This is a genomic window from Exiguobacterium sp. s70 (assembly GCF_018618315.1).
GTDB classification, from domain to species: domain Bacteria; phylum Bacillota; class Bacilli; order Exiguobacteriales; family Exiguobacteriaceae; genus Exiguobacterium; species Exiguobacterium chiriqhucha.
On sequence record NZ_JACSLV010000003.1, the window covers coordinates 193,893 to 211,531 of the forward strand.

Annotated in this window: 21 protein-coding genes; 10 read left to right on the forward strand and 11 right to left on the reverse strand. The window is 52.2% G+C overall.

Going from position 1 to position 17,639, the window contains the following annotated elements:
• Positions 1-404 precede the first annotated feature (404 nt).
• From KNP84_RS09440 to nagE, 3 genes are read left to right on the forward strand one after another with little or no spacing between them, the layout of a single operon-like run.
• Entirely contained in the window at positions 405-893 is a 489-nt protein-coding gene (locus KNP84_RS09440) for a PTS sugar transporter subunit IIA (protein ID WP_021067983.1), read from the forward strand.
• Positions 894-912: 19 nt separating this feature from the next.
• Complete coding sequence (locus KNP84_RS09445; protein ID WP_021067982.1) at positions 913-1,761, forward strand: PRD domain-containing protein; 849 nt, start codon at positions 913-915, stop codon at positions 1,759-1,761.
• Complete coding sequence (gene nagE, locus KNP84_RS09450; protein WP_214836644.1) at positions 1,758-3,245, forward strand: N-acetylglucosamine-specific PTS transporter subunit IIBC; 1,488 nt, start codon at positions 1,758-1,760, stop codon at positions 3,243-3,245. Before KNP84_RS09445 ends, nagE begins: the two co-directional genes overlap by 4 nt.
• Before the next feature lie 291 nt (positions 3,246-3,536).
• Here nagE and htpX read toward each other — a convergent pair whose 3' ends face one another.
• Both htpX and KNP84_RS09460 read right to left on the reverse strand, forming a co-directional pair.
• Entirely contained in the window at positions 3,537-4,418 is an 882-nt protein-coding gene (gene htpX, locus KNP84_RS09455; RefSeq protein WP_058765535.1) for a zinc metalloprotease HtpX, read from the reverse strand.
• A 21-nt stretch (positions 4,419-4,439) separates the two neighbouring features.
• Positions 4,440-4,988, reverse strand: a complete 549-nt coding sequence (locus KNP84_RS09460) for a LemA family protein (RefSeq protein WP_021067978.1) — start codon at positions 4,986-4,988, stop codon at positions 4,440-4,442.
• 137 nt (positions 4,989-5,125) lie between these two features.
• On the opposite strand from KNP84_RS09460, the gene KNP84_RS09465 reads away from it, so the two are divergent.
• A complete protein-coding gene (locus KNP84_RS09465; RefSeq protein ID WP_058765325.1) occupies positions 5,126-5,554 on the forward strand; it encodes an NUDIX hydrolase in 429 nt (142 codons plus the stop codon).
• 14 nt (positions 5,555-5,568) lie between these two features.
• Positions 5,569-6,753, forward strand: coding sequence for a M20 metallopeptidase family protein (locus tag KNP84_RS09470; RefSeq protein WP_251131202.1), 1,185 nt, complete (start codon positions 5,569-5,571; stop codon positions 6,751-6,753).
• A 10-nt stretch (positions 6,754-6,763) separates the two neighbouring features.
• On the opposite strand, the gene KNP84_RS09475 is transcribed toward KNP84_RS09470, so the two are convergent.
• The 5 genes from KNP84_RS09475 to KNP84_RS09495 all read right to left on the reverse strand — a co-directional run bounded on the left by KNP84_RS09475 (position 6,764) and on the right by KNP84_RS09495 (position 10,550).
• On the reverse strand, positions 6,764-8,089 hold the full coding sequence (locus KNP84_RS09475; RefSeq protein ID WP_214836632.1) for a hemolysin family protein: 1,326 nt from the start codon (positions 8,087-8,089) through the stop codon (positions 6,764-6,766).
• Between the two features lie 91 nt (positions 8,090-8,180).
• Entirely contained in the window at positions 8,181-8,657 is a 477-nt protein-coding gene (locus KNP84_RS09480) for a DMT family transporter (RefSeq protein WP_215114674.1), read from the reverse strand.
• Between the two features lie 11 nt (positions 8,658-8,668).
• Positions 8,669-9,340: a Crp/Fnr family transcriptional regulator gene (locus KNP84_RS09485; RefSeq protein WP_021067973.1), complete on the reverse strand. Its 672-nt coding sequence runs from the start codon at positions 9,338-9,340 to the stop codon at positions 8,669-8,671.
• A gap of 11 nt (positions 9,341-9,351) precedes the next feature.
• Positions 9,352-9,777, reverse strand: coding sequence for a DMT family transporter (locus tag KNP84_RS09490; RefSeq protein WP_021067972.1), 426 nt, complete (start codon positions 9,775-9,777; stop codon positions 9,352-9,354).
• Between the two features lie 113 nt (positions 9,778-9,890).
• The gene (locus KNP84_RS09495; protein WP_021067971.1) at positions 9,891-10,550 is read right to left on the reverse strand and encodes a type 1 glutamine amidotransferase domain-containing protein; all 660 of its coding nucleotides are present in this window, start codon (positions 10,548-10,550) and stop codon (positions 9,891-9,893) included.
• A 371-nt stretch (positions 10,551-10,921) separates the two neighbouring features.
• On the opposite strand from KNP84_RS09495, the gene KNP84_RS09500 reads away from it, so the two are divergent.
• Positions 10,922-12,028 carry a glycerol dehydrogenase gene (locus KNP84_RS09500; RefSeq protein WP_215114675.1) on the forward strand — a complete coding sequence of 369 codons (1,107 nt, stop codon included), beginning with the start codon at positions 10,922-10,924 and terminating at the stop codon, positions 12,026-12,028.
• 19 nt (positions 12,029-12,047) lie between these two features.
• Here KNP84_RS09500 and KNP84_RS09505 read toward each other — a convergent pair whose 3' ends face one another.
• The gene (locus tag KNP84_RS09505; RefSeq protein ID WP_214715232.1) at positions 12,048-12,518 is read right to left on the reverse strand and encodes a hypothetical protein; all 471 of its coding nucleotides are present in this window, start codon (positions 12,516-12,518) and stop codon (positions 12,048-12,050) included.
• A 61-nt stretch (positions 12,519-12,579) separates the two neighbouring features.
• Positions 12,580-12,798 carry a hypothetical protein gene (locus KNP84_RS09510; protein ID WP_021067968.1) on the reverse strand — a complete coding sequence of 73 codons (219 nt, stop codon included), beginning with the start codon at positions 12,796-12,798 and terminating at the stop codon, positions 12,580-12,582.
• Positions 12,799-13,006: 208 nt separating this feature from the next.
• Here KNP84_RS09510 and KNP84_RS09515 point away from each other — a divergent pair, with 208 nt between their 5' ends.
• The gene (locus KNP84_RS09515; protein WP_215114676.1) at positions 13,007-13,846 is read left to right on the forward strand and encodes a M15 family metallopeptidase; all 840 of its coding nucleotides are present in this window, start codon (positions 13,007-13,009) and stop codon (positions 13,844-13,846) included.
• Positions 13,847-13,924: 78 nt separating this feature from the next.
• On the forward strand, positions 13,925-14,260 hold the full coding sequence (locus tag KNP84_RS09520) for an antibiotic biosynthesis monooxygenase (RefSeq protein ID WP_029596360.1): 336 nt from the start codon (positions 13,925-13,927) through the stop codon (positions 14,258-14,260).
• On the opposite strand, the gene KNP84_RS09525 is transcribed toward KNP84_RS09520, so the two are convergent.
• Positions 14,243-14,944: a CBS domain-containing protein gene (locus KNP84_RS09525; RefSeq protein WP_058765318.1), complete on the reverse strand. Its 702-nt coding sequence runs from the start codon at positions 14,942-14,944 to the stop codon at positions 14,243-14,245. The genes KNP84_RS09520 and KNP84_RS09525 overlap by 18 nt on opposite strands.
• 111 nt (positions 14,945-15,055) lie before the next feature.
• Between KNP84_RS09525 and KNP84_RS09530 the strand changes: the two genes are divergently transcribed.
• Together KNP84_RS09530 and KNP84_RS09535 are read left to right on the forward strand one after the other, a co-directional pair.
• Complete coding sequence (locus KNP84_RS09530; protein WP_214836623.1) at positions 15,056-15,784, forward strand: AzlC family ABC transporter permease; 729 nt, start codon at positions 15,056-15,058, stop codon at positions 15,782-15,784.
• Entirely contained in the window at positions 15,781-16,083 is a 303-nt protein-coding gene (locus KNP84_RS09535) for an AzlD domain-containing protein (protein ID WP_029596363.1), read from the forward strand. Before KNP84_RS09530 ends, KNP84_RS09535 begins: the two co-directional genes overlap by 4 nt.
• A 36-nt stretch (positions 16,084-16,119) precedes the next feature.
• Here the strand turns inward: KNP84_RS09535 and KNP84_RS09540 are convergent, their stop codons facing one another.
• Entirely contained in the window at positions 16,120-17,598 is a 1,479-nt protein-coding gene (locus tag KNP84_RS09540) for an HD domain-containing phosphohydrolase (RefSeq protein WP_214715250.1), read from the reverse strand.
• Positions 17,599-17,639: the final 41 nt, after the last annotated feature.

Consider the following 17,639-nt stretch of genomic DNA (forward strand, 5'->3'; position numbering starts at 1 on the left):
GATGACGACCAACGCAAAAAGACAGACCGGTGTCTGGCAGTTTATGAAGGGCAGTATCTGTAACAGAACATGAAGGCATGACAAAAAGACGCGTCATCCAACATTTTTCAGTTCGTTAGGCAGATACAACCTCACTCATTAACATGCAACACCTTTCTCATTCAGTTTCGCCCTAACTATACAACAGATTTTCGAAGAAGTAAAATTTCTAGAGAACGCTTTCAAATTAGGTCTTGATATCTATACATCGGCGTGCTATCTTGAGGGTGACGAAACGAATAATGATCACATGTGACTGATTCGATCAGGCATGGGGTAAGACGAAAGGCTCAGGCCACCCGTCTATACTCCATGCCTGTTTTGTTTTTTCACAATCATTTTTCAAGCGAAAGGATGATTTGATTATGTTATTGAATAAGTGGATGAAGAGACATACACTGACACTTTATGCACCCATGGAAGGAGACATCATTCCACTTGAGGAAGTGACCGACCCTGTCTTCAGCGAGAAGATGATGGGCGACGGGATTGCCATCATGCCGACGGACGGAACCGTCGTCGCTCCGGCTGATGGGACAATCGTCCAAGTCGCACCGACGAAGCATGCCATCGGGCTCCGTTCGGGAGACGGAGCTGAAATTTTGATTCATGTCGGACTAGATACGGTCGAGCTTGCGGGAAGCCCGTTCGATGTCCACGTCAAAGTCGGTGACACGGTCACGACCGGACAGCCACTCTTGACAGCCGACTTGGAACAAATCCGGCAAGCCGGAAAAGACACGGTCACCCCAATGGTCATCACGAACGGAGGCGCTTTGGAACAGCCATACTCGTTCCATGCAGGCGGCCCATCGCTTCCTGGGAAGACCGTCGTCGCTCAAGCGGAACAATGACTCCTCGATAGGAGGACACATGTTAAAAATCAAAAAGATTCTAAACAACAACGCGGTCATCGTCTCAGACGAGGGTGAAGAGAAAATCGCCATCGGACCGGGCGTCGCATTCAAGAAGGCACGCAACGATATCGTCAATCCGCATAAAGTTGAAAAGTTGTTCGTCATGTCGGAGAACGATAAATTTCAACAACTGCTGACGCGGATTCCAATCGAGCACTTCACGATTTCAGAAGAAATCATTTCGCATGCGGAAAAACGGCTCGAGACGACGTTCAACGAACACATCCATATCGTCCTCACCGATCACATCTCGTTCGCCATCGAGCGCGAGCAAGAAGGCATCTCGCTCCGAAATAAACTGTTGAACGAGATTAAGATTTTATATCGAAACGAGTACGAGATCGGACTATGGGCGCTTCACCTCATCGAGGACAAACTCGGCGTCAAGATGCCGAAAGATGAGGCGGCCTTCATCGCGCTACACATCCATACACTAAAAGTGAAGGGAGGTGATTTACGCAAGACGGTCAAACAGACGACAATCGTACGTGACATGATTCAATCGATTTCGAGACGACTCGATCTATCTATAGAAGAAGATGACTTATCCTATCAACGCTTATTAACTCATTTACGATTCGTCATGGATCGGGTCAACCATTACGATCACCATACGATCGACGAAGATATGCTTCTCATGATTCAAACGAAGTTCTCGTCGGCCTATGCATGTGCGTCTGACGTCGCAAACGAAATGGAAGACTTATACGGCATCGTCTTGCCCGAATCAGAGCTTGGTTATATTACGCTCCACATTCAACGCTTGCAAGATCAACACCATCAAAAAGGAGGAAATTCACAATGATGAACTTTTTACAACGTCTCGGACGTTCCCTCATGTTGCCAGTTGCCGTACTTCCTGCAGCTGCCATTCTCATGGGGATTGGTTACTGGATTGATCCCGTCGGCTGGGGTTCTGAAAACATCGCCGCCGCATTCTTGATCAAAGCCGGTGCAGCCATTATCGATAACATTCCAATTCTCTTCGCAGTCGGGGTCGCCCTCGGAATGGCGAAAAACCGTGACGGCTCAGCCGCTCTAAGCGGACTTGTCGCCTTCCTCACGGTCACAACGCTCTTGTCTTCGGCTACCGTCGCCTTGTTCCAAGGTATCGACGTCGAAGCCGTCAACCCAGCGTTCGGTAAAATTGCCAACGCGTTCGTCGGTATCTTGTCAGGTATCGTCGCCGCTCAAATGTACAACCGCTTTAGTCATGTGAAGCTTCCAGACGCGCTCGCTTTCTTCAGTGGCAAGCGTCTCGTCCCAATCATGACAGCGTTCTCGATGATTCTCGTCTCGGTCGCCCTCTACTTCGTCTGGCCGGTCGTTTACACAGGACTCGTCGGATTCGGGGAAACCATCTCGAAAATGGGCGCGATCGGTGCTGGACTTTACGGTTTCTTCAACCGTCTGTTAATCCCAACTGGACTTCACCACGCCTTGAACTCGGTGTTCTGGTTCGACGTGGCCGGTATCAATGACATCGGTAACTTCTGGTCAGGCGAAGGCGAAAAAGGGATTACTGGACGCTATCAAGCGGGGTTCTTCCCGATTATGATGTTCGGTCTTCCGGCAGCAGCTCTCGCCATGTACCATACAGCGAAAACAAAACGTAAAAAACAAGCGGCCTCGCTCCTTCTCGCCGCAGCGTTCGCATCGTTCTTCACAGGTGTCACGGAACCGCTCGAGTTCTCGTTCATGTTCCTCGCACCAGTTCTCTACCTCGTCCACGCGGTCTTGACAGGGGTTTCCCTCTTCATCGCGGCGACGTTCCAATGGACGGCCGGATTCGGCTTCAGCGCCGGTCTTGTCGACTTTGTCCTCAGCTCACGGTTACCGCTCGCGAACCAACCGTACATGTTGCTCGTTCAAGGTCTCGTCTTCGGTGCCATCTACTACGTCATCTTCCGCTTCATGATCGTCAAACTCAACTTGGCCACACCAGGTCGTGAGTCAGACGAAGCGGTTGACGCGGTCGCAACGGAAACAGCGCCTGAAGGTGAAACACGCACGGCTCCAGTCGCAGCCGGCGGACAGTACTCTGCCATGGCAGCGATGATTTACGATGGTCTCGGCGGCGATCAAAACGTCACGGGCATCGAATCGTGCGTCACGCGCCTTCGTGTCGATGTGAAAGACATGGATACGGTCGACCAAGCCCAAATCAAGAAAGCAGGCATCCCTGGTATCAAGGTTGTCAGCCCGAACCACATCCAAGTCATCGTCGGAACGAACGTCCAATTCGTCCTCGAAGAGATTGAAAAACTCCGGAGCCATCGCGCCGGGTAACTGACGAAAGCCACCTCGCGCGCGAGGTGGCTTTTTACTGCCTTTGCTCATATGTTAAGTTCAGCTCTTCTTTTTGACTGACATCAACATCAGCGAAACCGTGACTGAGTAAATCAATAAGAAGATGACAATGCCTAACTCAAGTGCCGACTCAAACATGAAGTCCCCTCCAATCCGTCCTCTTTTTACTATCATTCCCATTCAAAATCAATACAAACTGGATATGTGAAATAGGCTGATCCGATTCACGTACAAAGGCCCTCTTCCTAAAAAGAGGACCTTCGTTATGCACTACATACTTCGCAGTCTGGCAATCCGTTCAGACGGGTTCGGGTGCGTGGAGAACAGACCGCTCAGCTTTTTCTTGAGCGGGTCTGAAAAGTAGAGCGACGCAGAGGCACGTGAGGCTTCCTTCACCGGTGTCTGGATATTGGCGATTTTCTCGAGCGCCGACGCGAGGGCATCCGGATTACGTGTCAATTCGGCCCCGCTCGCGTCCGCCAAAAACTCACGATTCCGTGAGATGGCCAAGTTAACGAGCGTGGCAATGAGCGGTGCGAGAATCAACAACACGAGCCCGACAATCATAAAAATCGGGTTTTGGTTGTTGTCGCGGCGGCCGCCGACGCTGCGGAAGAACAGCATCCGCGACCCGATATCGCTCATGATGGCGATGACCGAGACGAGGGCGAGCGTCACTGTCGCCAGTCGTACATCGTAATTTTTGATATGGGCGACTTCATGGGCGATGACACCTTCGACTTCTTCGCGCGTCAACTGGTCGAGCAGTCCGGTCGTCACGGCGACAGCCGCCTTTTCTGGTTTCAGGCCGGTCGCGAACGCGTTCGGTGACGCATCGTTGATGATGAAGATGCGCGGCATCGGGACACGCGCGACCATCGCCATATTCTCGACGGTGTGCCAGAGAAACCGATGCTGATCGACCGACGTGATCTCTTGGGCATGGTTCATCTTCATGACGATGTTCGTGCTCGACATGATGACGATCCCGATATAAAACAGCGAGAACACCGGCGTGAAGATGAGGCCTGGGAGCGGGTCACCATAATTCAAATACGAGATGACCACCCCGACGCCTAAGACGAGAAGGACGAATCCGGCCACGATGAACACGGTCTTGATTTTATTTTTCCGAATCTGTTCATATAAAATCATCGTCGCCACTCCAATCCATTAAAATGAAACTCGCACGTTTTCGCGTTCTTCTTCACGAGCTTCGAGCATGTCGCGTTTTTCGAAGTTGTGAACGGAGGCGATGATGTTCGTCGGGACCGATTCGACTTTCGTGTTATATTTCATGACCGTATTGTTATACAACTGTCGTGAGTAGGCTACTTTATTTTCGGTCTGCGTCAGTTCTTCTTGGAGCATCTTAAAATTCTCATTCGCTTTCAAATCTGGATATGCCTCACGGAGAGCGAACAAGTTTTTCAGCGCGCCGCTCAATTGATCGTTCACTTCCATCTGTTCTTGACGGCTCGTCTTCGACCCGAGCTGATTCCGGAGCTCGACGACTTTCGCAAGCGTCTCTTGCTCGTGTTTGGCATAGCCCTTCACCGTTTCGACCAAGTTCGGAATCAAATCGTAACGCCGTTTCAACTGTACATCAATCTGTGCCCACGCCTCGTCGACCCAGTTTCGATATTTGACAAGTCCGTTGTACATCGAGAAATAGACGAACGCCAAGACAACGATAATCCCAATTGCGATAATCCAACCCATTTCGACACCTCATTTCATGATTTTCTCCTGTATTAATTCCCTCTCGTCGTATACCATAAGCATAACTTAGGAAAATATAGTAAATGATTCATATCTACAGTGAGCTTTCTCACGATTTCATACAAAGGAGTGTCACGATGTCTATTCCATCCATCGTCGTCGCTGTGAAGGCAGTGATTGTGCAAGACGACCGGCTCCTCATCATCAAACGGGCAACCGATGATGAAGTCCATCCTGGCACGTGGGAGCTTGTCGGCGGCAAGCTCGACTTTGGCGAGACGCTCGAACAGGCCCTAGAACGGGAAGTATTCGAAGAAACCGGGCTACGCGTAACGGTTCAACACTTACTGTACGCCACGACATTTTTGACCGACTCGAATCGTCAAGTCGTCCTGATGACGTACTGGGCTCATCCCGTCGCAACAACCATCACTCTCTCTGAAGAGCATAGCGATGCCAGATGGGTGACGGCTGATGAAGCACGACAGATGTTACTTCAACCGATTCTCGATGATTTAGATTCACATGACGTATGGAACTTGATTCAAACAAAAACAATCAACTGACAGGAGTGCTTGCTATGCTTGTGACTGACCTCGATTCCCGATTGACTGAGTTATACGAAGAGATGGTGTCGCTTCGACGCCACTTCCACCAACATCCCGAACTCTCTTTTGAAGAACGGGAGACACCGCGGACGATTGCGGCCTATTTACGTGAGCTCGGGCTCGACGTGCGCGAACACGTCGGCGGCAACGGTGTCGTCGGACGGATTCAGGGCGGTGACGGTCCAACCATCGCGTTTCGTGCCGACTTCGATGCGTTACCGATTCAAGATTTAAAAGATGTTCCGTATCGTTCAAAAGTGAACGGCTCGATGCACGCTTGCGGCCATGATGCCCATACGGCGACGTTGCTCGTCTTGGCGAAAGCCCTTACGGAAATTGATCTTCCCGGAGATGTCGTCCTCATCCATCAGTTCGCGGAAGAGCTCGCACCAGGCGGGGCCAAACCGATGATCGAAGATGGCTGCCTCGACGGGGTCGACTACATTTATGGTTCTCATATTTGGACGCCGCTTCCATTCGGCACGGTTGGTGTGAAGACTGGACCGATCATGGCGGCGGCCGACCGGTTCGAACTGACCGTCAAAGGCAAAGGAGGTCACGGGGCCATCCCGCAACACACGGTCGATGCCGTCATGGTCGGAACCAATATCGTCAGCCAGTTGCAACAAGTCATCAGCCGCCGCATCGACCCGCTCGAACCGGCCGTCTTGACCGTCGGGACGTTCGTCGCCGGTCAAGCGTTCAACGTCATCGCCGACGAGGCGAAACTGTCCGGCACGGTACGGACGTTCACCCCGGAGACACAGACGCGCATCATTACCGAGATGGAGCGCACCATCGCCCACATCTGTTCGGCGAGCGAGGCACATTATGAGCTCGATTACATTCGCGGCTATCCCGCTGTCATCAACCATGCGACCGAGACCGACCATGTGCGTCGCAGTGCCGCGCGTGTCGTCGGGACGGATGGCGTCATCGAGATGGCACCGCTCATGGTCGGAGAAGATTTCGCCTACTATATGCAACATGTCCCCGGTAGCTTCTTTTTCACAGGGGCCGGCAACCCTGAAGTCGGGGCCGTCTTCCCCCACCATCACCCTCGGTTCGATGTGGATGAACGGGCGATGCTGCATACCGCCCGCATCCTCATGCAGGCGGCGTTCGAGACGTGGAACATGCACAAAAAAGAAGACTGACGCCGCGGCGTCAGTCTTCTTCTCTTTGATCAGATAGCATCGACACAAGTACTTGGTCGACACGTTTTCCGTCCATATCGACGACTTCGAACCGGAGTCCGTACGCCTCGACGACATCTCCCCGTTTCGGGAAGTCACCGAGCGAATAAATGACGAGACCGGCAAGCGTATGATAGGAATTTCGTCCTTCATCGAAGCGATTGTCTCGAATCCCGAACGTCCGCTTCAAATCCTCGATGCCGAGCAATCCATCGGCCAAATATGAGCCGTCTTCACGGCGCACGACTTCCGGTGTTTCTTCTTCAATCATCACTTCGCCGACGATTTCTTCCAAAATATCGAACAACGTGACCATTCCAAGGAACCCACCATACTCATCGAGCACGAAGGCGATTTCGACGCCATTCTTTTGCATCATCTGCAACACTTGGCTCGCTTCTCGCTGTTTTGGCACGACGAGCGGTTGTTTGATTCGTTTCAAGATTTGCGATGGCTCCCGAAGCGTCGGTAACGTCAAAATATCACGGACATCGATATAGCCCACGAATTCATCGAGCGTATCGCGACCGACCGGGAGTTTATTGTGTTTACTCTCATAAATCGATTTCTTGATATCGTCCATATCATCTTCGAGGTCGACCCATTCGAGCGTCGTCCGCGGCTGCATCAACTCATAAATCAACTGGTCATGGAACGCAAACACGCGCTCGACCTGTTGTACTTCTTCGTGAGCGAACGCCCCTTGTTGGGCCCCTTCGAATAAGAGCTGTTTAATCTCGAGCTCCGTCTCGCCACTCGATTGTTCTGCTTTCAAGCCGAGCAGTTTAAAGAGGAACAACGTCGATTTCGATAAAATCCAAATGAACGGTCGCATCACTTTGCTGAATACATCCAACGCTGGAATGATGGCCATCGTGACTTTCTCTGGTGACACGAGGGCAATCCGCTTCGGCACGAGTTCACCGATGATGAGCGACAAGTATGTGATAATCGTGACCACGACGACGTAACCGACGGTCGGTGCGTATTGGGCACTCATTCCGAGCTGTGCGAACAATTCGCCGAGCGGTGCCGAGAAACGCGCACCCCCGTAGGCCCCGTTAATGATCCCGATTAACGTGATTCCGACTTGGACCGTCGATAACAGGTCGGTCGGATCTTTTGAATACTTGAGTGCGATTTCGGCACTGCGCTTACCGCGGTTCGCCTCGACTTCAAGTTTGGCCGGTTTAGACGAGATGAGCGCGATCTCCGTCATCGCAAAAATCCCGTTCAACACAATCAAGAATAAAACAATCAGTAAATCGATTACTATGGAAGAATCCACCGTTTTCATCACCTCTACGTATATTTCGTACTGCTTCCCTCTCTATCCTATCAGAGATTCGTTATCCACCTGTACCCGTTTTGCTCAAAAAGAAGCCACTTCAACGTGAAGTCGCTTCGTTTGAACTTTCTTGCTGAAGAGCCGTTGCTTGTGACTGCTTGAAGACGATGACACCGAGAAGTAGCACCATCAGTCCGATGACCTGACCTGGGGACAATGACAACTGTGGCATTCCGAACGCTCCGGACAAGTCGACACCGAGTGCCCAAATCAATTGAGAGACGAGGATAATCGACACCGATAAAGTCGGCCCGAGCAATTGAATGCTTCGCATCACACAGAAGACGACACCGACACCGAGCAGACCGCCGAGCGCATAAATCGGCGAGATGTCAAACAGCCCTTGGAGATTACCGCCAAATAGAACAAGTGGAACGAGCGAACCGAGCAACCCGACGATAAAGACGAGCACCGTCGTCGCCCAGGCGCCTAAATAGACGTTCATTTTTGCATTGACCGCCGCTTGGACACTTATGAATGCGCCGGCCACTGCCGAACAGATGATTCCTACTATCATGAATTTCCTCCTTATTCGTACAACATGCCATTGGCACGTTCTTTTAATCGAGTCGCATCTAAAATCGTCACTTGCGTCCGTGTTTTCTCGACGAGTCCCTCATCCGCGAACGCCTGTAACGTCCGGTTCAAATGGCGATAGCTCGTCCCGAGCCATTCCGCGACTTCTTTTCGCTTCAACTGGCTCATCTCATCTTGGAACAACTCATTCCCTGACTCGCTGAGCGAGACGAGATAACCCGCCAACCGTTCTTCGAGCGTCGACATGAGATGGTTCGATGAGGCGTTCGCCTCGATAAACAACTTCTCAGACACGCCACGGAGAAGGTGCTCCGTAAATTCGATTGTCCGGTTATGTGTGCGCAACACATCGAACGGGATGCGCAAACACGTCACCGGGCCGACTGTCTCGACCGTGTGGAGCACGTTGCGTCCACTCGCATATTCGATATCTCCAATCAACGTCGGGGCCATCTTTAAACGCAGTAAGCGCAACTTGCCTTCCTCACTTAACGTATAGATTTTGACACGTCCCGACAACACGACGAAGAGTGACTCAATCGGGTTACCATTCGTGCAGAGCATCGCCCCGGACGGATAGGTCATGATTGTCGACGCCTCTAACGTTTGTCCTGAAAACAGATGGGCCCACCCGAGCCGTGCTAACGCTGTTTCTACTCTCATCTGGCTCCTCCTTACGTGAACGTGTAAATCCCAATCCCGATGATCATTAAAGCGAGCCCCAAAAGCTGACCTTGATTGACGGGTTTCTGTTTCACCCCGAACCATCCGTTCACATCAATCAAAAACGCTCCAATCAATTGGGCGACGAGCAAAACGCAAATGGCCCATGTGACACCGAGCTGTTGAATGGCTGTCAATTCCCCGAAGACGACGAAGACTCCGAACAAACCGCCGAGGCTGTAATACCAAGGCACGCGCCGAAACGCCGTTAAATCTGCATCCCGTTTGAACGCATAAATGAGGAGTGCGAGCACGAGACCGACGAGATGGACGACTGTGACCGACAACCAGGCGCCGACCGCGTAACCGAGCTTAGCGTTAAAAATACCTTGCAACGCGATGAACGTGCCCGAGAGCACGGCAAATAAAATTCCCAAACAAGTTCCCCTCCTATCTCCTCGTCTGACTGTACGTGAGATGGAGCGCTTTGAAAAGGACATATGTCCGAAAAAAAGACAGCTTAGGAATCATTCCTAAGCTGTCTTTACGATTATCCGAGCAATTTGACGATTTCAGCGCCAACTTGTTCTGACGACTGCGGGTTCTGACCCGTGACAAGGCGCTCGTCCACGGCTACATTGACGGCCCAGTTGTCGGCGTTATCGAACTTCCCGCCACGCTCGCGCATCGCCGATTCAAGTAGGAACGGCACCGCTGAGTCGAGCTGCATTTCGCGCTCTTCTGCGTCCGTGAATCCTGTCACGCGCTTGTCTTTGACGAGCGGTTCTCCGTTGCTTAACTTGACGTTGACAAGACCGATCGGGCCATGACAGACGGCTGCGACGACGTTTCCACCTTCATACGTGTCACGGATGACACGCTGTAGCGTCTCACTGTTCGGGAAGTCGACGACCGTCCCATGCCCACCCGGAAGGAAAACAGCGTCATACGTGTCATCCGCCACTTGATCAAGTCGGGCTGTATCTTTCAATAGATGCTGCGTATCCAAAACCTCTTGCGGCAATTCGCCCTCTAAGCTGTTCGCATCGATTGGCACGTCTCCGCCTTCGATGCTCGCTACTGTGACTTTATAGCCTTGCTTCTCAAATTGAAGGTACGGTGCAGCAAATTCCTCGAGCCAAAGCCCTGTCGCGTGACCGTTTTCTAATTGATCGGCAGACGTCGTGACAATCAGTACATGTTTAGACATTGAAAATTCCTCCTTCAAAATTAAGCATACGAAAGAGTTGTTCCCGCTCTGGTTCCATTCAAACCTCTGGACCTGCGACGTCGGTCTTTTTTTGACCTGGTCCGATTTTGGAAATGGCTTTCGCTTGCCGACCGTCTATACTCATTACATGCTGGCAGAAGGGAACGATTGTGATGAGATACGTACTCGATTGGGGATTTCTTGCCGTCGCCGTCTTGATTGTAGTACTCGTGATGATGAGTGGGCTGTGAAAGAAGTTCGGTTCGGATTCACCGAGCTGTCACAAGGATGTCTGTTTGAAGCTAGGGTTGAATCGGGAACAAATCTACTGTTGTCCTGTCGTGATCGCTACTTCAGAAAGGATGTTGAATATGTCAGAACGCGTATTTATCAGTCCAGCCAAGTACGTGCAAGGCAAGAATACAATCGATCGAATCGGGGACCATGTCGGTCACTTCGGGTCACAGGCGTTGCTCATCGCCGATGACATCGTCTGGCGCTTGATCGGGGAGCGGGTGACCGATTCCCTTAAAGCGAGCGGCGTCAACGCTGAGAAGGCCGATTTCGTCGGTGAGGCCTCCCGTCACGAGATTGAACGGATTGCCAAAGCGGCCGCAGAGAGCCATACCGCAGTCGTCATCGGGATGGGCGGCGGGAAAACGCTTGATACGGCCAAAGCCGTCGCTGACGAACTGGACGCCCGCATCGTGATCGTGCCGACCATCGCTTCGACGGATGCGCCGACGAGTGCCCTCTCTGTCATCTATACGGATGAAGGAAACTTTGAGACGTATCGGTTCTATAAAAAGAATCCAGATTTGGTTCTCGTCGACACGAAACTGATTGCTGAGGCCCCGGCTCGGTTCCTCGCCTCAGGAATTGCCGACGCGCTCGCGACATGGGTCGAGGTTCGAAGTGTCCTTGCGTTTGGCGGAAAAACGATGGCGGGCGGTGTCCCGACCATTGCCGCGGAGGCAATTGCCAAACGCTGTGAAGAAGTGCTTTTCGATTACGGGATTCTAGCTTACGAATCCGTAAAAGCCAAAGTTGTCACGCCGGCACTCGAGTCCGTTGTCGAAGCGAACACGCTCTTGAGCGGTCTCGGGTTCGAGAGTGGTGGATTAGCCGCTGCGCACGCCATCCATAACGGATTCACGGCCCTGCATGGCGACATTCACCATTTGACGCACGGCGAAAAAGTCGCCTTCGGTACACTCGTCCAACTCGCACTCGAAGGCCGGACGCAGGCAGAGTTTGACCGCTATGTCGCCTTGTATATGGCGCTCGATTTGCCGGTCACGCTTGAAGACGTGAAATTGAAAGATGCTTCCCGCGAAGACATCCTAAAAGTCGGCCAAGCCGCGACCGCAGAAGGCGAGACGATTCATAGCGGATTCGATGTGACCCCAGAACAAGTCGCCGATGCCATCATCGCGGCCGACCGCTACGCCCGCCTGTATCAAAGTAAACTAAGCTAAACAAACGAACGAGGAACGGCTAGTTGAGCCGTTCCTCGTTCGTTCGTTTGCGGGTGACGAAGGAAAACGCCACTCCAAGCGCCATACAACTGACCGTCAGGACGAAAAACGTCAATTGGTTCGCATAAATGATGTTCGTGAACTGATTCCATCCTGACGCATAGGCCGCGTTCTCAGAAGCACGGATGCCAGCGCGGAGCGAAGCGGCCTGCTCGGCGTTAATATAGAAACCGACTCCCGCCATGACGAGACTCCCCACCAAGAGACCGATTCGCGCCAAACGGTTTACCGACGCGACGGTGCGCTGCGCGAGCCGAATCGTAATCCAAATGAACAACAGGATGAACGGCCAACCGACCAGCAAGACGAGCACGTATGGATTCCCCTCGCCCGCCGATTCCGTATAGGCGGCGGTCATCGTCTCACCTAGCTTAAAAAGCACAAATGTAATGAGCGTGATGATGAACCACGCCTTAAGCAATTTATCCATGACAACACCTCGTCCTCAGTATAGCAAAAAAACACCATGCACTTTCGCACATGGTGTCCGGTCAAGCTTTCGGACGGACGGCATAGTAAATCAAGATGACGAGCCACGTCCAGACGCCAGTGAAGATCCCGATAATCCCGATGATGAAAAATCCGAGAGGAATCATCGATTTCGTCCGATTGTAATCTTTCCACATACTCGATAGCCCTTTGATGTTGAAATACAAAAAGGCAAAGAATAGGACAAGCAGTAACAATGGTAAACCAAAAATGAGTTCCATATGCGCTCACTCCTTTCGATACTTCGATCCATCTCTTCCCTACACGATAAGTGTATCGTTTTTGGGTTGCCGGCACATCGGGCTCAGGCAGTACACGCTTCAGGTCAAGAGACGGAGACGATTTCTCTCTTATTCCCTGATTCGTTATCTTTTCATCATTTGAAAAAAAGGGAAAAGAAGAGCACCGACTCAAAAGGAGGTCATCCTTATGAAACTCATCCGTGTACTCCTCGTCTTGATGCTCATCTTTCCCGTCATATCCACTTCCGCCGCAACCCCGTCACCCCAGCCAGGCTACACGATTAAAACGACGAAACTGTACTGGCGGGCCATGCAAACGTCCCCGGTCGCCAAGACGCTGTCCACGAACACACCTGTCCGTTACACGATGTATAATCGCAGTTGGTCAAACGTCTATATCGATGGCACACGCTACTATACCCCGTCGAGCAACTTAAAAGCTGGCATCCCGAAACTTGCGCCTGCGGAACGGATTCGACTCGTCAATAAACAACACGGCCTCTCGAGCACGTATCGTTCGCGGCAACTCGTCACGTTGACCATCCCGACCGTCTACACGAAAGGAAGCGAGCGAACCCTCATGGCCGCTGAAGCCGCTCACGCGCTAGCCCGCCTCTATTACGCCGGGCGAAAAGAAGGCCACACGTTGTATGCCCTCAGCGCCTATCGCTCCTACGCCAGCCAGAAATCACTCTACATGTATTGGGTCAACACGCGAGGCACAGCGTACGCCTCAAAATATGTCGGCCGTCCTGGATATAGTGAGCATCAGACCGGTCTCGCCGTCGATATGACGAGTGCACGCATGCAGATGGGACTCTATGCCTCGTTCGACCAGACCCCAGAAGGCAAATGGATGCTCCAACAGGCACACCGTTACGGATTTATCGTCCGCTATCCGAAAGGAAAAGAGAAAATCACCGGCTACAACTACGAGCCATGGCATCTCCGGTACGTTGGTGTGAAAGAAGCGACGACGATGAAACAACAAAATTGGACGTTCGAGGAGTGGTGGGCCACACGTTGATGCGAGCATCTCGAGCGAGGCATCGATCGTGTTCCATGTATAATGAACGCGTACGATATCGCAGAGGAGGACATGTGCATGTGGATTGTCATGAACAAACTAGACGTTGAAAAAGGGAAAGTTGAGGCGGTCACCGCTCGTTTCCAAACGACGAAAGGCATCGAGTCGATGGATGGATTCGTCCGGATGCAAGTGTTGACGGATACATCGGATGAGACGAAGGATCAGGTCGTCATCATGACGACGTGGCGCGACGCGGCGAGCTTTGAGAATTGGCGCGATAGCGGTGCGTATAAACATGCCCACAAAAAACGGGACGATGGCACTTCTGAAGTGAAGCCCATCGTCCTCGGAAACACGGTCACCCAATATGAGGTCGCCATCGAGCACGGCGCCTCAACCGATGACGTATAAAATATCTTGTGGTCTGATAATCCCGAGTAACGGCTCATTTTCTTGTCCCGTCTCGGTAATCAGCAAGGCATCGAGACGGACGCCGTCCTTCATACTGATAAAATGATGGTGCGCCTCGATGACCGACGTCTCTTGCGCGATAAACCGGTACCGTCGCAGGTGCGGGTCGTGATGGAGTACGTCCTTGACTTGAACGCCTTCGAGTGACACATGTGGCCCGTCGACCGTTTCGGCGAGCCAACTGGTCACTCCTTTTTTCGTCAACAACCCTCGCCACGACCCGTCTTGGTTATAGACGGGGAACTGCGAATAATTCTTGTCTCGAATCTCACCGAGCACGGCGACCAGCGAGTCATCGGCGTTGAACGTCGTCACGATTTTACGGAACAGCGGGATGACTTGACGCGGATGGAGGAGTTCTTTCTCCACTTCGAGAATCAAATTGACGATGGAGTCATGCGGTTCAGCGATGATGAAGTCCGGCTCCCGCCGTTCGTGGACGATGGCGTTCCGCAACTGACTCATTTGATGTAAATCTTCTTTATATCGATCAATAATCGGATTATGTTTGGCAAGACGGTTGACCATGTTGCTGAAACTGAAATGCTGGCCGTCCCCCATCTCTCGACTTAAATAATCTTCAATCCGATGATACGATGCGATAAACTCTTCAGCTCGACTCATACATTCACGCTCCTTGTCGCCTATATATACCCTATTTTTTTAAGTTCGAGCAGGAAAGCGTGACCCAATCTCGAATCCACAACTAATCATCTATGAAATGGAGGAAGTCTCATGGCAACTCCGGTCTCGCAAATGACACCGATCCCGAACAAGGACGCCTTCCGTTCCGGCATGCGTGCCGGCATTCCCGTCGCCGTCGGCTACATCCCGATTGCCATCGCCTTCGGTCTGCTTGCGAAATCATTCGATATGCCAAACGTCATCACGCTCGCCATGTCATTATTCATTTTTGCCGGCGCCAGTCAGTTCATCGGTGTCCAGTTGATTATGGCCGGTTCGATGTATTGGGAGATTATCTTGACGACGTTCATCCTGAACTTACGGCACTTCCTGATGTCGGCGTCGTTGTCCCAGCGTCTCGAGACGACCTCGAATCGATTTCTGGCCGCCATCGCGTTCGGCGTGACCGATGAGACGTTTAGTGTCGCCTCGACGCGTGACGAGTCGACGCGCGGCCACTTTGTGCTCGGACTAAACCTAATCGCCTTCTTGGCTTGGAACGTCGGGACATGGATTGGCGTCTTTCTCGCCTTCGGCTTGCCCGCCTCGGTCCAAACGAGTATGGGCATCGCCTTGTACGCCATGTTCATCGGCCTGCTCATCCCATCCCTTACCCGCAAACCGGTCATCGTCGTGGCTGGGATTGCCGTCCTGACTCAAGCCATTCTCTACTTCGGCGTCTCTCCATTCATCCCGCTGTCGTCGGGCTTGAGTATCATCTTGGCCACGATTGTCGCAGCCGGGATTGGCGCTTTGGTATACAAGGAGGATGAGGTATGATCAGTCTGTTTTTGCTCGTCCTGGCCATGGCGTTCGTCACATACATCCCGCGGCTCGTTCCGCTGCTTTGGCTCCGGGACATCAAGTTGCCGCCGTTCTTGAAGCGATTTTTACTGTTCACGCCTTATGCGGTGCTCGCCAGCCTGATTTTTCCGGGCATCTTACAGGCGACGAACAGCCTCACGTCCGCTTTAGCGGGTGGTGTCGTCGCCGCAGCGCTCGCATTACTCCGGGCCAACTTGATGCTCGTCGTCATCGGCGGCATCGCCGGGGTGTATCTCGTTGATGCGCTCCTCTAACAAACAAGTCCGCCCAAATCGGGCGGACTTGTTTGTTTAGGCAGAGACGGCCTGACGTCGTAATTGAACGAACACGTCTACGAATGCGGCATCCCACTGGGTATTACGTCCACTCTCGAGAATTGAGAGTGCTTTTTCGACAGGCATCCCTTTCCGATACGGACGGTCCGATGTCATGGCGTCATACGCATCGGCAATCGCCATGATGCGACCGAAGAGCGGGATCCCTTCCCCAACCAATCCGTCCGGATATCCGCGCCCGTCAATCCGCTCATGGTGAGACCGGACCCCGGCCATAATCGGTTGCAGTGACTCGGGCAAGGCGATTTGATTCAATATATGAATGCCGATCGTCGGATGCTCTTGAATCTGAGCGAACTCGTGGTCCGTCAGCTTCCCTTCCTTCAACAGCACATCGTCACGAATCCCGATTTTTCCGATATCGTGCAGCAACGCCGATTTGCGGAGCAACTCAATCTGTTCATTCGGCAACTGAAGCGCCTGCGCCAATTCGACCGAATAAGCGGCCACCCGCTCAGAATGTCCGGCCGTATACGAATCGCGGGCGTCGAGTGTCGCGGCGAACAACACAAACAGACTATTTAACAGTTGCTCGTTTTCCTGATCACGGTACGTGACGTTCGTCACCATCTGGTTGAAGCCGGTGACGAGTTGGGCGAACTCATCGGAGTAAGGGTTGTCGATTGTGTTCAACCGCCCGGCATCCAATGCGGCGACCCCTTCGGTCAAGGCACCGATTGGACGTTTGATGTTGTCATAAAGTAAAAAACTACTGAACGTCGCAACTCCGATGATGACGACTAAAATCAAAGCCGCCCACTGCCAATACGCATCGGCTTGTTCCACCGTCGACAGCTGCACTCCTGACGCCAAAATGAACAATGCGACCGGGAAGACCCCGATAACGAGCATGCTAATCAACAACTTCGTCCGGACACTGATGGACCGATACGTCGCTTGCAGCGGACGTTGATGTAGGCGATGGCTCATCTCTTGCAATTGGAGCAAGAGCGGTTCCACCGACCGGTACGTCAAAAAGAATTCGATAAGCGCGTGTAAGATGGCAATCAAGATGGCGCCGAATGCCGCCAAACCAATCAACCGATACGGGAGGTCGATCCAGCCTTGGTGAATGGCAAACGCCGTCAAACTCATCGCTGGAACGGATAATCCGAATAAGTGTGGACCCAGAATCCGCTTTACCGTCAACGTGGGAAAGTGACTCGTCTGATTGAACGCCTGTTGTAACGCCTCATAGGTCGGTGCATCCGTATGGAACACGTGATAGATAGGACGAATGTGACGCCGATAGAGGAGTAATTCAAGCCCGATCATCGTCATGCCCGACATCCCCATGATGACGGCCAAGATGAGCATCTCGGTCTGGGACAGACTGAGCGTCTGAAAAATAAACAGTCCCCCGACCCCGAACACGGCGATGCCTGATCCCCATATGTAGTTCATAATGAGCGTACGTTGAAACTGTTTGAACATATGTATGTCACTCCTGCCTTCTTACCGACCTGTTTCTTATT

Bases quoted from the DNA above. Each gene is read 5' to 3' on its own strand.
- KNP84_RS09440 (WP_021067983.1), top strand. From the start codon at position 405: ATGTTATTGAATAAGTGGATGAAGAGACATACACTGACACTTTATGCA.
- KNP84_RS09445 (WP_021067982.1), top strand. From the start codon at position 913: ATGTTAAAAATCAAAAAGATTCTAAACAACAACGCGGTCATCGTCTCA.
- nagE (WP_214836644.1), top strand. From the start codon at position 1,758: ATGATGAACTTTTTACAACGTCTCGGACGTTCCCTCATGTTGCCAGTT.
- KNP84_RS09460 (WP_021067978.1), bottom strand. From the start codon at position 4,988: ATGGGTTGGATTATCGCAATTGGGATTATCGTTGTCTTGGCGTTCGTC.
- KNP84_RS09465 (WP_058765325.1), top strand. From the start codon at position 5,126: ATGTCTATTCCATCCATCGTCGTCGCTGTGAAGGCAGTGATTGTGCAA.
- KNP84_RS09470 (WP_251131202.1), top strand. From the start codon at position 5,569: ATGCTTGTGACTGACCTCGATTCCCGATTGACTGAGTTATACGAAGAG.
- KNP84_RS09475 (WP_214836632.1), bottom strand. From the start codon at position 8,089: ATGAAAACGGTGGATTCTTCCATAGTAATCGATTTACTGATTGTTTTA.
- KNP84_RS09480 (WP_215114674.1), bottom strand. From the start codon at position 8,657: ATGATAGTAGGAATCATCTGTTCGGCAGTGGCCGGCGCATTCATAAGT.
- KNP84_RS09485 (WP_021067973.1), bottom strand. From the start codon at position 9,340: ATGAGAGTAGAAACAGCGTTAGCACGGCTCGGGTGGGCCCATCTGTTT.
- KNP84_RS09495 (WP_021067971.1), bottom strand. From the start codon at position 10,550: ATGTCTAAACATGTACTGATTGTCACGACGTCTGCCGATCAATTAGAA.
- KNP84_RS09500 (WP_215114675.1), top strand. From the start codon at position 10,922: ATGTCAGAACGCGTATTTATCAGTCCAGCCAAGTACGTGCAAGGCAAG.
- KNP84_RS09505 (WP_214715232.1), bottom strand. From the start codon at position 12,518: ATGGATAAATTGCTTAAGGCGTGGTTCATCATCACGCTCATTACATTT.
- KNP84_RS09510 (WP_021067968.1), bottom strand. From the start codon at position 12,798: ATGGAACTCATTTTTGGTTTACCATTGTTACTGCTTGTCCTATTCTTT.
- KNP84_RS09515 (WP_215114676.1), top strand. From the start codon at position 13,007: ATGAAACTCATCCGTGTACTCCTCGTCTTGATGCTCATCTTTCCCGTC.
- KNP84_RS09520 (WP_029596360.1), top strand. From the start codon at position 13,925: ATGTGGATTGTCATGAACAAACTAGACGTTGAAAAAGGGAAAGTTGAG.
- KNP84_RS09525 (WP_058765318.1), bottom strand. From the start codon at position 14,944: ATGAGTCGAGCTGAAGAGTTTATCGCATCGTATCATCGGATTGAAGAT.
- KNP84_RS09530 (WP_214836623.1), top strand. From the start codon at position 15,056: ATGGCAACTCCGGTCTCGCAAATGACACCGATCCCGAACAAGGACGCC.
- KNP84_RS09535 (WP_029596363.1), top strand. From the start codon at position 15,781: ATGATCAGTCTGTTTTTGCTCGTCCTGGCCATGGCGTTCGTCACATAC.
- KNP84_RS09540 (WP_214715250.1), bottom strand. From the start codon at position 17,598: ATGTTCAAACAGTTTCAACGTACGCTCATTATGAACTACATATGGGGA.